Genomic DNA, 15,081 nt, shown 5'->3' with positions numbered 1-15,081 from the left:
TTAATTTCAATTGTGGTTAAATTTATGAAAATTTATGGAGTGAATTCGGTTTGTTTTTTTTCTTTCTAGTCAAGAGGTAAATTGCTTCCGATAGGCTTATGTTTGTTGCGCATTATATTTGTATTATAGCGACCGTCATAACAGTAGTCCAAAGAGTAGATAACCCTTATCTCTATTCTTAATATTTAGTAAAATGAAACCGATTTCAAATTGATGAAACGAAACTTATGAAAAAAAGCTATCTAATTTTTTTATCCGCCCTAGTTCTATTAAACTGCGATGAAAAGGAAAAAAACGCTCTCGAAGAAAAGCCAGAAACTATCAGTTACGTCGATCCATTTATTGGTACTGGCGGTCATGGCCATACCTATCCTGGTGCTACCGTACCTTTTGGAATGTTGCAAGTGAGCCCTGTAAACGGGATCAGCGATTGGGATTGGTGTTCTGGTTACCACTATTCTGATGATATAGCCGTTGGGTTTAGCCATTTAAGCTTGAGCGGCACCGGAATTGGAGATTTGGCTGATATTATTTTTATGCCCATCAACAAAACGGTCGATTTGACCGCAAATCCTATCTCTCGAGACAGCATTCCATACAAATCAAAATACAGCCATGATAACGAAAAAGCATCACCAGGTTATTACCAAGTGTACTTGGAAGATCATGATGTGAATGTCGAATTGACGACTTCAAAAAGAACCGCCTATCATAAATACACCTTTAAAGAAGGTGATGAACAATCAGTTGTGATCGACTTAGGTTTTGCTATCAATTGGGACAAGGCCGTTGCAACCTCTCTAAAAGTTGAAGACCGATACACCATTAGCGGCTACCGCCATAGTACAGGGTGGGCACAGAATCAAAAAGTGTTTTTTGTAGCTAAATTTTCTAAGCCTATTGCCGATTATAAACTGTATGTGGATGGTCAGGTTTTTGAAGATGGCGATCATGAAGGCGTGCAATCGTCCATTCAAGTTGTTTTCGATCCGAATGAAAAAAGCCCTGAATTATTGGCAAAAGTGGCCTTGTCATCGGTGAGTATAGAAAATGCCAAAGACAATTTGGGAACGTCCGGATTTGATTTTGATAAAACGAAATCTGCTGCTGAAAAACTATGGAATACAGCACTTTCGTCATTTGAAGTTGAGACACCAACCGATTCCTTAAAAACTATTTTTTACACGGCTTTATACCACACCCAATTGGCGCCCGTAACCTTTAGTGATAAAAATGGCCAGTTCAGAATGGAGAATGACAGCATTGTAAATGCTAACAATTATACCGCCTATTCGACCCTCTCACTTTGGGATACTTTTAGAGCTGAGCATCCTTTACTAACTATGATTGCACCAGATAGAGTGTCAGATATGGTTAATTCTATGTTGGCGTATTATGAGGTTAGAAACATATTGCCAGTTTGGACATTATACGGCAACGAAACCAATACCATGACGGGTTACCATTCTATTCCGGTTATTGTGGAAGCCTATAAAAAAGGCATTCGTGGTTTTGATGTGGAACGCGCTTATGAAGCGATGAAGAACACGATGATGCAAGATGAACGTGGCCTTAATCACTATAAAAAATACGGCTATATTCCGTATAGTTTGTTGGACGAGTCTGTAACCATCACCTTGGAATATGCTTATGATGATTGGTGTGTGGCTGAAATGGCGAAAGCTTTAGGAAAAGATGAAGATTATAAATATTTCTCCGAGCGTTCTAAAGCCTACCAACATTTATTTGATAATGAATCCGGTTTTATGCGCGGGAAATCTGTTGCTGGAAATTCTTGGAACGAACCTTTTGATCCGAAACATTCCAACCACAGAGAACAAACAGATTATACTGAAGGTAACGCGTGGCAGCACAGTTGGTTTGTGCCTCATGCCGTCAATAATCTTATTGAACTTCACGGGGGCAACGAAACATTCACCAACCGTTTAGAGCAATTGTTTACAGAGAGTTCTGAAATTACTGGAGATAATATTTCTGCGGATATCACAGGACTTATCGGTCAATATGCCCATGGTAACGAACCGAGCCATCATATTGCTTATATGTTTAACCATGCGGACCAACCATGGCGCACGCAATATTGGGCACGTCACATAATGGATACCCAATATAACACCACGCCAGACGGTTTAAGTGGGAATGAAGACTGCGGACAGATGAGTGCTTGGTATGTGTTGAGTTCCGTTGGGTTATATCCTATGAATCCGGCATCTGGAGACTATGAAATAGGAACCCCAATTTTTGAAAAAGCAAGCATCAACTTGCCAAATAAAAAGATCTTTGTGATTGAAGCAGAAAACGTTTCCGATAAGAATTTTTACATCCAATCTGCCACTTTTAATGGCAAACCGTTCCATAAAACAGCCATTTCACATGCTGATATTTTAAAAGGAGGCACCTTACGTTTTGTAATGGGCGCGGAGCCTAACAAACAATGGGGCACTTCTAAAACCCAAAACGACTAATGGGAATTATTGACGTATCTATAATTATCCTCTACATTGTCGTCACTTTGGCGGTAGGGATTTGGATTTCCAAACGCGCTTCTAAAGGTTTGGATTCCTACTTTCTTGGAGGAAAAAGTATCAAATGGTATTATTTAGGCTTGAGTAACGGTTCGGGAATGTTTGATGTTTCCGGAACCGCATGGATGGTAGGAATTTTATTTCTCTATGGCGCTAAAAGCTTTATGTTTATGTGGATGTGGCCCATTTGGAACCAGATTTTTATCATGATTTTCTTGGCCGCATGGATTAGACGCTCTAATATTATGACGGGGTCCGAATGGATTTTAACCCGCTTTGGCGATGGGAAAGCCGGGAGGGCATCCCATTTAATTGTAGCTATTTTCGCGATTGTGGCGTCCATCGGATTTATCGCCTATTTTTTTGAAGGCGTTGGTAAATTTATGAGCATCATTTTACCTTGGGATTTGACCCTGATGATGAACGACAATGTGTTATTGACGTCCGATCAGAATTATGCCTTGATTATTATATTTCTCACCACTATTTATACCATTAAAGGGGGAATGTTTTCGGTGGTTGCTACAGAAGTGTTGCAGTATGGCATCATGGTCATTGCCGGAATTTTAATTGCAGGCTACGCATTTATCACTGTTACGGACATTCAAATAAATGAAGTGATTTCTACAGAATGGTCAAGCATTATGTTTTCCAGTCAATTGGAAGGCTCATGGTCAGATAAATATGCTGCTTTCAACGATTTAATCGATACCCAGGGCTATAAGATGTTTGGCGCTTTTATTGGCATGTCGCTTTTTAAAGGCTTTTTTGCGAGTATCGCAGGACCAACGCCCAGTTATGATATGCAGCGCATCCTATCAACTCGTTCAGTTAAAGAAGCTGCCTATATGAGTGGATTTACCAACTTGGTGCTTTTTATTCCGCGCTATTTACTTATTGGTGGTATTGTGGTGCTTGGGTTAGTCTATTTAGCGCCCGATATGGCGGCTACGGGAAGTTTAACTGGTGCCGATTTGGAAGTGATTCTACCAAAAGTGATCAATGAACACGTTCCGGTTGGGATTAAAGGATTGTTGTTGGCAGGGCTTTTGGCCGCATTCATGTCTACATTTTCCGCCTTTGTCAATTCAGGACCAGCCTATATTGTCAATGATATTTATAAGAAATACTTCAAACCAGAAGCTTCGCACAAACATTATATCAAAGCGAGTCATATCGCCTCTTTCGCCATTGTGATTTTAGGGGTGACGATGGGCTTCTTTGCCGGATCCATCAACTCGATCACACTGTGGATTACCAGTGCGCTCTATGGTGGCTATGTGGCGGCAAATTTCTTAAAATGGGTATGGTGGCGTTTCAACGGCTGGGGTTATTTCTGGGGGATGACCTCCGGATTGTTCGTGGCAACACTACAGTTTTTATTGGACCAAAATAAAGGTAATTTTGAAACAGGCACGTGGTTATACGAAGTGTCTCAAATCCCGGCCATTTATATGTTTCCTTTTATATTTGTAGTATCCTTGTTAGGGTCGTTTTTAGGAACATTATTAACGCCGGCAACACCAATGGCAACTTTAAAAGCGTTTTATGCAAACGTCAGACCGTGGGGTTGGTGGAAACCGGTATATAAAGTCTTGCAAAAGGATGATAGTGCAGCGACTCAAAATAAAGATTTTGTAAGTGATATGTTCAATTGTGTGGTGGGCGTTGTTTGGCAATCGAGTATGATTTTATTGCCAATTTATTTCTTGATAAGAGACTTCCCAAAAACGTGGATGGCCTTATTGGTATTTGGAATTACCACGATCATTTTAAAATTCACTTGGTTAGATAAAGTAAAAAAATATAAAGATTAAAGCAGATGAAATCAATTCCATGGCAAGATAAGCCTGATAACTGTAACGACGTAATGTGGCGTTATTCTGAAAACCCAATCATAAACCGATATGATATTCCAACTTCCAACAGTATTTTTAATAGTGCTGTGGTCCCTTTTGAAAATGGATTTGCCGGCGTTTTTAGATGTGATAACAAAGCTGTGCAAATGAATATTTTTGCTGGTTTTAGCAAGAACGGTATCGATTGGGAGATCAATCACGAGCCGATTGTGATGCAAACGGGAAATACCGAAATGATAGAATCCGACTATAAATATGACCCACGCGTTGTGTTTATTGAAGACCGCTATTGGATTACCTGGTGCAACGGCTACCACGGGCCAACTATCGGCATTGCCTATACTTACGATTTTAAGGAGTTTTTCCAATGTGAAAATGCCTTTTTACCATTTAACAGAAATGGGGTGTTATTCCCACAGAAAATAAACGGCAAATACGCTATGTTGAGTCGTCCAAGTGATAATGGTCACACACCGTTTGGTGATATCTACATCAGCTACAGTCCGGATATGAAATATTGGGGTGAGCACCGTTGTGTGATGAAAGCCACACCCTTTGTGGATAGTGCGTGGCAATGTACTAAAATTGGCGCAGGTCCAATTCCCATTTTAACAGACGAAGGTTGGTTAATGCTCTACCACGGGGTAATTAATACCTGTAACGGATTCCGTTATGCGATGGGTGCCGCGATTTTAGACGAACACCAACCGGATCAAGTAAAATACAGAACGCAGCCGTATTTATTAGGCCCTGCTGAACTCTATGAAACTACTGGAGATGTGCCTAATGTGGTGTTCCCCTGTGCGGCTTTGCACGATACCAAAGAAGATAAATTGGCCGTATATTACGGTGCCGCAGATACTGTTGTTGCTTTGGCATTTGGAAAATTGAGCGAAGTGGTGCAATACACAAAAGATAATAGTTTATAAAACAACTTCTATGGATTTGAAATTTCAATATGCGTTGATTTGCTTTTGGTGTCTGTCTTTGACTGCTTTTGCACAAACAACGAACGGCAAAAGTCCTAAAAGCTATATTGCCTATCACACGGCTGATTCTATAACGGTTGATGGAAAAGATACTGATGCCTCTTGGAGTAAAGTGGAATGGACCGATCTATTTATTGATATTGAAGGGGTCAAAAAACCGACCTACAATACCCAGGCAAAAATGTTATGGGATAGTACCTATTTCTACATTTTAGCCAAAATGGAAGAGCCACATGTGTGGGCGGATATTACAGAGCACGACGCAATTATTTTTCATAATAACGATTTTGAAGTGTTTATCGACCCAACTGGCGATACCCATAATTATTATGAAATTGAGATTAACGCTATCAACACCGTGTGGGATTTATTTGTGTCAAAACCCTATCGCGAAAATAATGTGGTGTTAAATGATTGGACGGCTACTGGAATGAAATCTGCCATTACCATTGACGGCACTTTAAATAATCCGAAGGATACTGATAAAGGATGGATGCTCGAAATTGCCATTCCGTGGCGTGTTTTCAAGAAAGCCTATTTTGAAGAAAATGTACCTAAAGACGACTTTTGGCGCGTGAATTTTTCTAGAGTCAATTGGGATTACCAACTTAACGATGGCACTTACGGACGCAAGAAAGATGCGGAAGGCAATTACCTCCCAGAATACAATTGGGTATGGTCGCCACAAGGTGTCATTAACATGCACGAACCTGAACATTGGGGCTATGTTTATTTTTCTTCAAAAGAAGCTGGAGCAAAAGATACGTTTGAAATTCCAAATGACGAAAAAATCAAATGGGCCTTGTATGAGTTGTATCGCGCGCAAAAGAAACATTTTGACGCTCATGCAGCCTGGTCAACAACGTTGGATAATTTGATGACAGCTCCAATAATAATCGAAGGCAAGACTATCAACCCTAAACTTGAAAACCATAGTTTCGGATGGAACATCTCGGTGGAAAGTCCGTTTACAAATGCCTTGCTAGTTATTAAGGAGGACGGAAAATCAACAACTCAATAATTTAAAATTACAATGCAATATTATAAGTATATCTTATCTCTAGTTTTAGTCGCGTTTTTAAGCGTCCCAACGTTTGCACAAGACAACGACTTGTCATGGGAAGAACTCAGTGCCACTTATGAATTCCCTGCCTGGTATACAGAAGCCCGATTCGGAATTTGGGTGCATTGGGGTGCGCAAACCGAGCCTATGCAAGGCGGAGGCTGGTATGCGAGACACATGTATATGGAAGACGTAAAACATGAAAAATGGGGGAGAAACGCTTATGCCTTTCACAATAAAACCTATGGTCATCCATCTGAAATTGGGTATAAAGACGTGCTTAATGAGTGGAAAGCAGATAAGCTAAACACTGATGCGCTTGTTTCATATTTCAAAAGTGTTGGCGCCAAGTATTTTGTAGCCTTAGCCAATCATCATGATCACTTTGATAATTTTAATTCCACCTACCACCCTTGGAATTCCGTTAATTTGGGTCCAAAACGTGATATTATAAGGGAGTTTGAGCAATCGTCAAAAAAATATAACATGAGGTTTGGGGTGAGTTCTCATGATGACCGATTTCTTGGTTGGTGGGAACCTGCATTTGGAGCGGACACTTCAGGACCTTATAAAGGTGTGCCTTATGATGGACATATGACTATTGAAGATGGAAAAGGCAAATGGTGGGAAGGTTTGGATCCTGCCGATTTATACGGTTTGCCACCAGCAAAACGGACGCCTGAATATATTGAAGGCGTTAAGAAAAATTGGAAGCTGCGTCACACTGAGCTCGTTACAAAATATGATTTGGATTACTTGTGGTTTGATGGCTATAATTTCCCTTACGGCGATTATGGAAAGGCGGTGAGCACCACGTATTTCAACAAAAAACGCCAGAGCAATGGCAAAATTGATGCGGTTTTAGCTGGTAAATTTAGTAGTGAACCTACAACCGTTAAAGATATTGAACGTGGTGGAGCTTCTGAAATATTAGCTTATCCGTGGCAAGGGATCACAACCCTCCGGACTTGGTTTTATAAAGAAGATGAAGGCGGACTAGACTATCGCCATAGCGCAAGAACCGTTATAGAAACCTTGGCCGATTACAATAGTAAAAATGGTAACCTGGTGCTGAATGTTGAACTGTTACGTGATGGTACCATCCCTACGACCCAAAAATTAATTTTGGATGAAGTGGGTGCTTGGATACACCTTAATAGTGAAGCGGTTTATGCCAGCAAACCTTGGAAAGTATATGGTGATAATTTAGATTCCTATCTTAAGGTATTAGAAAATAGTGCTATTGGAGAAGCGGATCTTGAAGCCTTAAAAAAGCAAAAGAGCGAGGAGCATTTTAATGAAAGAACGCTTGCCAGTCCTGCTTATGGAAAAGATGAGGTACGCTATACCACAAATGGAGATGTACTGTATATGTTTGTATTGAATCCAGCAGAAGGGCAAATTGAATTACCAACTTTAGGATTGAAATCAAAACAAAAGCCAGGCAAAATAACTACCATTGAAATGATTGGGAGTGACCAAAAAATCGAGTATAAACAAGACAATACTAAGCTAGTACTTACAGTGCCAGCAAATCGTCCTAATAATTTAACAACGGTATTTAGAATTAAAGGAGTTCTATAATTGACGCATGATGTCAAAAGAAAAGGTACAACTAAAGCCTTTGGTATTTTTTTAAAACAAATAAGAGATGAGATTTATCAAATTTATATTCCTACTTCCCCTGTTTTTTGCCTGCAATAATGCACCGGAAAAATCGGCACTACCAGTTGAAGCTCAAGAGATCTCCAATAAGGATGCAGAACCTGTAGACATGAAAATCATCGGTTATGCAGCAGGATATGAAGATTATGATTTTTCAAAAATTGATGCCTCAAAATTGACCCATATCAACTTTGCCTTTGCCAATATTGTAGAAGGCAAAGCGGCCTTTGAACTTGACACGGATGCTGCCAAAATAGCGACGCTTATCGGTCTCAAACAACAAAATCCAAACTTAAAAGTATTGTATTCAGTAGGCGGTTGGGTATGGTCGGATCAATTTTCAACTATGGCAGCCTATGAGGAGTCGCGCAAAATATTTGCAGAAAGCTGTGTGGCACTGCTTAAAAAACATCAATTTGATGGGGTCGATTTAGATTGGGAATATCCGGGACAACGGGCAGAGGACAATGTCTTCCGTCCGGCCGATAAAGATAATTTCACTTTGCTTTTAAAAACTATTCGTGAAGCACTCGATGTGCAAGGTAAAAAAGACAATACCCATTATTTATTGACTATTGCCACTGGCGCTGATCAGGCGTATATTGACAATACCAATTTAGGAGAAGCGCATGAATATCTTGATTTTATCAATGTGATGGGCTACGATTTTTATCAAGGTTGGATGTACCAAACCGGACACCACGCCAACTTGTATCCATCAGATAAGGAAAAATATGGCGGGAATAGTGGCGTTGAAGCCATTGAGAGACATATTGTAGCGGGCGTTCCTGTAAACAAACTCGTTTTGGGGATTCCATTTTATGGCAGACAATGGGAGAAAGTAGCGCCTACAGAGGTTTCATTATATGCGTCGGCCAATGAAGGTGGCTATATCATTTCCTACTGGCAAATCCTTGAAAAAATAAAATCGGGTAACTACGAAAAATTGTATGACGAATCGGCAAAAGCGTCTTACCTCTGGAGTGCTACCGATAAGGTGATGATCTCGTGGGAAACCCCAAAAGAAATCAAATTAAAAGCGGACTATATCAAAGAAAAAGGCTTGGGTGGCGCCATGTTTTGGGAGTATAGTTTAGATAAGAATCAAGAATTGTTGAATACGCTTTTTGAAAGCTTACATTAGTATAAATAATTATTTGCATGCGGAGAATAACCACATATTTGTTTTTGTGTTTGATTGTTATAACGTTAGCGGGCTGTAACAAGAAAGAACGCAAAGAAGAGACTACAGCAACTGTGAAGTCCGCAGACACGGGGGATTTTAATTTTGGCACCTGGATCACTTCAAACAAAAAAAAATCCAATGCCGATTATGCTGCCGAATTCAAACGCTATAAAGCTGGAGGTATAGACGAGTTGTTAATCAACACCGCCACAGATGTTAAAGAATTGGAGCGTTTGGTGGCTATAGCATCAAAAGAAGGTCTTAAAGTTCATGCCTGGATGTGGGCGGTCAACCGACCGGGAGACACAATTGCCCTAAAACATCCGGAGTGGTATATGGTGAGTAGAGACGGCAAATCGTGCTATGATACGCGGCCTTATGTGAACTATTACCAATGGTTATGCCCTACCAGAGAAGCTTCCCGGAACCATATTCTAAGTTTGGTAGAACGTATGGCTAAAGTGGAAGGCATTGAAAGTGTACATCTCGATTATATCCGTTTTCCTGATATCTTTTTGCCGATAGGATTACTGCCAAAATATAATCTTACCCAAGACACCGAAATGGCGGAATACGACTTCTGTTATTGTGAAGCGTGTATCAGTGCCTTCGAAAAAATCCACCATAAAAATCCACTGGAAAGCACTAACACTGCTATTGACATGGAATGGAAGAATTTCCGGTTGAATGCCATTAGAAACTTGGTCAATGACGCTTACGATATTGTTCATAAAAACAACAAAAAATTAACCGCTGCCGTGTTCCCTTATCCAGAAATGGCTGACCACATGGTGCGCCAACGTTGGGATAAATGGAATATTGATGCCGTCTATCCGATGATATACCACGGCTTTTACAACGAAGAAATCGATTGGATTGGTTATGCCACCAAACAAGGTGTCACCGATTTAGAATCTAAAAATGTCGGATTACATACTGGCGTTTTTGTACCCCCGTTTACATCTGCAGAAGAACTCAAAGAAGCCATACATTATGCAAAGGACAACGGCGCTAAAGGGGTGACGTTTTTTGACGGCCCACAGTTAACAGACGCGTATATACAGACTATTAAAGAAATAAAAGGAAGCTTTAACTAACTCACAACCTATGTCAAACCAGAAATCATACCGCTCCGCATTTATTTTATTGACCATCCTATTTTTCCTTTGGGGATTTATAACAGTGCTGGTCGATTCCCTAATTCCGCGATTGCGTGAACTGTTTACCTTAACTTATTTTCAGGCAGGCCTAGTTCAATTCGCCTTTTTTGGGGCTTACTTTTTATTGTCCATTCCGGCAAGTTATATCCTTTCTAAAATTGGATATAAAAAGGGAATTATCCTCGGATTGTTGACTATGGCTTTAGGCTGTTTGCTGTTTTACCCAGCCGCTTCCTATCGCATCTTTGGAGTCTTTATGTTGGCTTATTTTATTTTGGCAGGAGGTATGACCATTTTACAGGTAGCCGCCAATCCGTTTGTGGCTGTCTTGGGTTCCGAAGAAGGCGCATCGAGTAGATTAAACCTATCGCAAGCCTTCAATTCCTTAGGGACCGCGATTGCGCCAGCAATCGGCGCTCTATTTATTTTGAGTGATGTGATAAAGACAAAAGATGAAATTGCTGTTTTAGATAGTTCTGCAAAAGAGGCGTACCTCTCTGCAGAAGCTGCAGCCGTGCAAACGCCATTTTTAGGTTTGGCACTTTTTATAGGACTGATCGCGGTTATTTTCTTGTTTGCAAAATTACCGACCATGATTTCGGAAACTTCTACCGGAACGTATATGGAAGCTTTAAAAAATAAAAAATTGATGCAAGGCGTATTGGGCATCTTCTTTTATGTAGGTGCTGAGGTAGCCATTGGGAGTTATTTGGTCAACTACTTTTTAGACATGAACCTTGTTTCGGTCATCAAAGAATCCAGTATGATGCGATCTATAGCAGAAACCATACTAAATTCAGGATTGGCAGATAAAGACGATAAAGCCGTCGTAGGTGTGTTTGTGACATTTTATTGGTCTGGCGCCATGATTGGAAGGTTTGCAGGGGCTTACCTCACGCGGATCATGAAACCAGGAAAAGTCTTGGCCATTTTCGCCACCATTTCCATTAGCTTGATTGTACTATCTATTAGTACTGTCGGTTTAGTGAGCATGTGGAGTATTTTGGCGGTTGGTTTGTTCAATTCTATCATGTTCCCAACCATTTTCACCTTAGCTATTGACGGCATTGGGCATTTGAAGCCTAAAGCTTCAGGATTGTTGTGTACAGCCATTGTGGGAGGTGCCATAATTCCGCCAACGTTCGGATTTTTAACCGATCAGATAGCGTTTAAAAACGCCTTGATTTTTATAGTGCTGTGCTATGCGTACATTGTGTGGTTTGGGTATAAAAATGGCAAAAAGGAAGTGGCTATTGTGTAGGTTAGATGAGGTGGAGAATAGAGAGAAGAAAGAAGAGAGAAAAGAAAAATAGAGAATTGAGGGTTATGAGGAAATTTGCGGTTATAGGTCTTTTATGTATGGGGTTTTTGTGGCATTGCAAAGCACCTAAAGCCGTAGTGCCTCAGGAGAAATTAACCCAGTACGTGAATCCATTTATTGGCACGGATGGGCCGGGGAATACCTATCCGGGTGCCACCGTTCCTTTCGGGATGGTGCAGTTGAGTCCCGATATCGGAATTCCGGGTTGGGACAGGATTGCGGGTTATTTTTATCAAGATTCTATTATTTCCGGATTTTCACACATGCACTTATCAGGAACCGGCGCTGGCGATCTTTACGATATTCTGGTCATGCCAACCAACAGTCGCTTTTCTGAGCGCATGGAAGCCAATAGTTTCAAACCTTTTTCAAGTTATTCTCACGATAAAGAAGCCGCCTCTCCGGGTTATTATACAGTAGACTTGTTAGATTATGGCATCAAAGCCGAGTTGACGGCCACTGAACGTACAGGCATTCATAAATACACCTTTCCAAAAGACGATAGTACGCAGATTCATATCGATTTAGGATACGCTTTAAATTGGGACAGTCCTACCGAAACCCATATCAATGTGGTTAATGAGACTACTATTGAAGGCTATCGGAAATCGACCGGGTGGGCAAGAGATCAGCGGGTCTATTTTGTGATGCAACTTTCCAAACCTTTCAAAAACTATCACGTTTATAAGAACGATTCGCTTAGTAATTCCCCAGTCACTGCAAAAAACACGAAAATCATTTTAGATTATAAAACAAAAGCCGATGAGGTCATCATCCTGAAAACTGGCGTGTCTTCGGCAAATTTAGAAGGTGCCTATAAATCTTTAGAAACTGAAGTCCCACATTTTGATTTTGGCGCCTTAAGGTATCAAGCAGAACAGAAATGGGAAACGCAACTCAATAAAATCAACATCACCGTAGCCGACGAGACTAAAAAGCGCATCTTTTACACCATGCTGTACCAATCCATGTTGGCACCAACATTATTGAGCGATCCTAATGGCAACTACAAAGGCGCGAACGATTCCATCATGAATGCAAAGAGTTTTGATCGGTATGATACCTTTTCATTGTGGGATACCTACCGTGCCGCCCATCCACTTTATACCATTGTACACCCTAACCGCGTGTCAGACATGGTCAACTCCATGTTGGCACATTATAAAGAAACGGGCCTCTTGCCAGTGTGGTCCATGCAGGGTAATGAAACCAATATGATGATTGGCTACCACGCTCTTCCAGTGATAGTGGACGCTTATTTTAAAGGTGTTGAAAATTTTGATGCTGATTTGGCTTACGAAGCCTGCATTGCCAGTGCCACAGATGCGTCTCGACAAATCGACAAGTATATGGCATTAGGCTATGTTCCAGTTGGTGAGGGTGGCGAAGATTGGTCGGTGTCAAAAACCTTGGAATACGCTTATGATGATTGGTGCATTGCGCAATTCGCCAAGGCACTAGGTAAAACTGACGATTATAACACATTTTTGAAGCGTTCCGAAAATTGGCGTAACGTTTACGATACCCAAAGCACTTTTATGCGTCCTAAATTGGATGATGGTACTTTTATAGCCGATTTTGTTCCTAAAGAATATTCGGCACATTTTTGCGAAAGCAATGCCTGGCAGTATTTCTGGTCAGTGCAGCACAATATTGAAGGTCTAGCCGAGCGGGTTGGTGGTAATGAACTTTTCGAAAGAAAACTCGATTCTATGTTTTCATTCGATCCCCTTCCAGACGATAAATTACCCATTTTTAGTACAGGCATGATTGGGCAATATGCGCACGGTAATGAACCGAGCCATCATGTGGCCTATCTTTATAACTACATTGATAAACCTTGGAAAACGCAAAAATTAGTCCGCGATATCATGGAAACACAATACAAAAATGAACCTAACGGGCATTGTGGGAACGAAGACTGCGGACAAATGTCGTCTTGGTATGTGTTTAGCGCTCTCGGATTTTATCCGGTAAATCCTGCACAAGGGGTGTATGCGTTTGGATCGCCATTAATCGATTCTGCTGTACTGAATTTAGAAAACGGCAACAGCTTTACAGTGACCGCCTTGGACAATTCAAAAGACAATATTTACATTCAATCGATTTCCTTAAATGGTAAAACCATACAACGAAATCACATCACACATAAAGAAATTATGGCCGGCGGCACGTTAGTGTTCAAAATGGGAGACACTCCTAATAAAAACACGAACAATGCCATGGCACCATCCTCAAAACTATATCAATAAAACACCTATGTTATGTCAGACAGAAGAGATTTTATAAAGAAAGCAGCCTTAGGAACTATCGGCATCAGTTCGGTCTTGAGCTGCAGTAGTACCACTGCAAATACTGCGGTAATACCAACAGTAAAGCCAACTAAAAAAGCGGTGAAGCCTTTGGTGATTTCCACTTGGAACCATGGTTTGCCAGCGAACGAAGAAACTTGGAAACAGTTAAAAAACGGCAAATCGGCTTTAGATGCTATTGAAGCGGGAATGAAAATTCCTGAAGCAGATCCTGAAGTTAGAAGTGTGGGCTACGGCGGATTTCCTGATCGAGAAGGTAAAGTAACTTTAGATGCCTGTATCATGGATCATAATAGCGATTGTGGGTCAGTGTCTTTTTTACAAGGCATCAAGCACCCTATTTCTGTGGCTAAAAAAGTATTACAAAATACCCCACACGTGATGCTGTCTGGTCAAGGTGCTCTTCAATTTGCCTTGGCAGAAGGTTTTAAGGAAGAAAACCTCCTAACGGCAGAAGCAGAAGCGGATTGGAAAAAGTGGATGGAAGAATCCAAATACAAACCGGTCATCAATATGGAAAATCACGATACCATTTCGATGTTGGTTATTGATGAAGCAGGCAATATTTCTGGAGGCTGTACGACTAGTGGCGCAGCTTGGAAAATGCACGGTCGTGTAGGCGATTCGCCAATCATTGGTGCAGGCTTATTCTTAGATAATGAAGTTGGTGCTGCAGCTGCCACAGGTTTGGGAGAAGCGGTTATAAGAACAGCCGGAAGTGCGATGGTGGTGGAGTTGATGCGTCAAGGTAAATCGCCATTTGAAGCTTGTAAGGAAATTGTAGAGCGTATTTACGACAAGCATAAAAACCATAAAGACATGGAGTATCTGCAAGTCGGTTTTATCGCCATCAATAAAAATGGCGAACATGCAGGGTATAGCTTACGTTCCGGATTTAATTATGCCGTTTGTGATGATGCACAGGGCAATCGAATGGAAGATGCAACCTTTAAAATGCCTTGGGATAATTAAGAGTCAAT

General features: G+C 40.9%; 10 protein-coding genes. All 10 read left to right on the top strand.

The window, feature by feature from the left end; genetic code table 11:
• The first annotated feature begins 227 nt into the window (after positions 1 to 227).
• The 10 genes from BXY82_RS02255 to BXY82_RS02210 all read left to right on the top strand — a co-directional run bounded on the left by BXY82_RS02255 (position 228) and on the right by BXY82_RS02210 (position 15,073).
• Positions 228 to 2,486 carry a GH92 family glycosyl hydrolase gene (locus BXY82_RS02255; protein ID WP_133756554.1) on the top strand — a complete coding sequence of 753 codons (2,259 nt, stop codon included), beginning with the start codon at positions 228 to 230 and terminating at the stop codon, positions 2,484 to 2,486.
• The gene (locus tag BXY82_RS02250; RefSeq protein WP_133756553.1) at positions 2,486 to 4,363 is read left to right on the top strand and encodes a sodium:solute symporter family protein; all 1,878 of its coding nucleotides are present in this window, start codon (positions 2,486 to 2,488) and stop codon (positions 4,361 to 4,363) included. Before BXY82_RS02255 ends, BXY82_RS02250 begins: the two co-directional genes overlap by 1 nt.
• A gap of 5 nt (positions 4,364 to 4,368) precedes the next feature.
• Positions 4,369 to 5,334 carry a glycoside hydrolase family 130 protein gene (locus BXY82_RS02245; RefSeq protein WP_133756552.1) on the top strand — a complete coding sequence of 322 codons (966 nt, stop codon included), beginning with the start codon at positions 4,369 to 4,371 and terminating at the stop codon, positions 5,332 to 5,334.
• A gap of 10 nt (positions 5,335 to 5,344) precedes the next feature.
• A complete protein-coding gene (locus BXY82_RS02240; protein ID WP_133756551.1) occupies positions 5,345 to 6,415 on the top strand; it encodes a carbohydrate-binding family 9-like protein in 1,071 nt (356 codons plus the stop codon).
• A gap of 12 nt (positions 6,416 to 6,427) precedes the next feature.
• Complete coding sequence (locus tag BXY82_RS02235) at positions 6,428 to 8,041, top strand: alpha-L-fucosidase (protein WP_133756550.1); 1,614 nt, start codon at positions 6,428 to 6,430, stop codon at positions 8,039 to 8,041.
• A 67-nt stretch (positions 8,042 to 8,108) separates the two neighbouring features.
• Positions 8,109 to 9,266 carry a glycoside hydrolase family 18 protein gene (locus BXY82_RS02230; RefSeq protein ID WP_133756549.1) on the top strand — a complete coding sequence of 386 codons (1,158 nt, stop codon included), beginning with the start codon at positions 8,109 to 8,111 and terminating at the stop codon, positions 9,264 to 9,266.
• A 17-nt stretch (positions 9,267 to 9,283) separates the two neighbouring features.
• Complete coding sequence (locus tag BXY82_RS02225; protein ID WP_133756548.1) at positions 9,284 to 10,405, top strand: putative glycoside hydrolase; 1,122 nt, start codon at positions 9,284 to 9,286, stop codon at positions 10,403 to 10,405.
• Between the two features lie 10 nt (positions 10,406 to 10,415).
• Complete coding sequence (locus BXY82_RS02220; RefSeq protein ID WP_133756547.1) at positions 10,416 to 11,729, top strand: sugar MFS transporter; 1,314 nt, start codon at positions 10,416 to 10,418, stop codon at positions 11,727 to 11,729.
• Between the two features lie 65 nt (positions 11,730 to 11,794).
• Positions 11,795 to 14,041 carry a GH92 family glycosyl hydrolase gene (locus BXY82_RS02215; protein WP_133756546.1) on the top strand — a complete coding sequence of 749 codons (2,247 nt, stop codon included), beginning with the start codon at positions 11,795 to 11,797 and terminating at the stop codon, positions 14,039 to 14,041.
• A 12-nt stretch (positions 14,042 to 14,053) separates the two neighbouring features.
• Complete coding sequence (locus BXY82_RS02210; protein WP_133756545.1) at positions 14,054 to 15,073, top strand: isoaspartyl peptidase/L-asparaginase family protein; 1,020 nt, start codon at positions 14,054 to 14,056, stop codon at positions 15,071 to 15,073.
• The last annotated feature ends 8 nt before the right edge of the window (positions 15,074 to 15,081 follow it).

The sequence above is a fragment of the Gelidibacter sediminis genome, from assembly GCF_004364975.1.
Taxonomy (GTDB): Bacteria; Bacteroidota; Bacteroidia; order Flavobacteriales; family Flavobacteriaceae; genus Gelidibacter; species Gelidibacter sediminis.
Note: the sequence above shows the minus strand (reverse complement) of the source record. Positions and strands in the feature narration are given on the sequence as shown.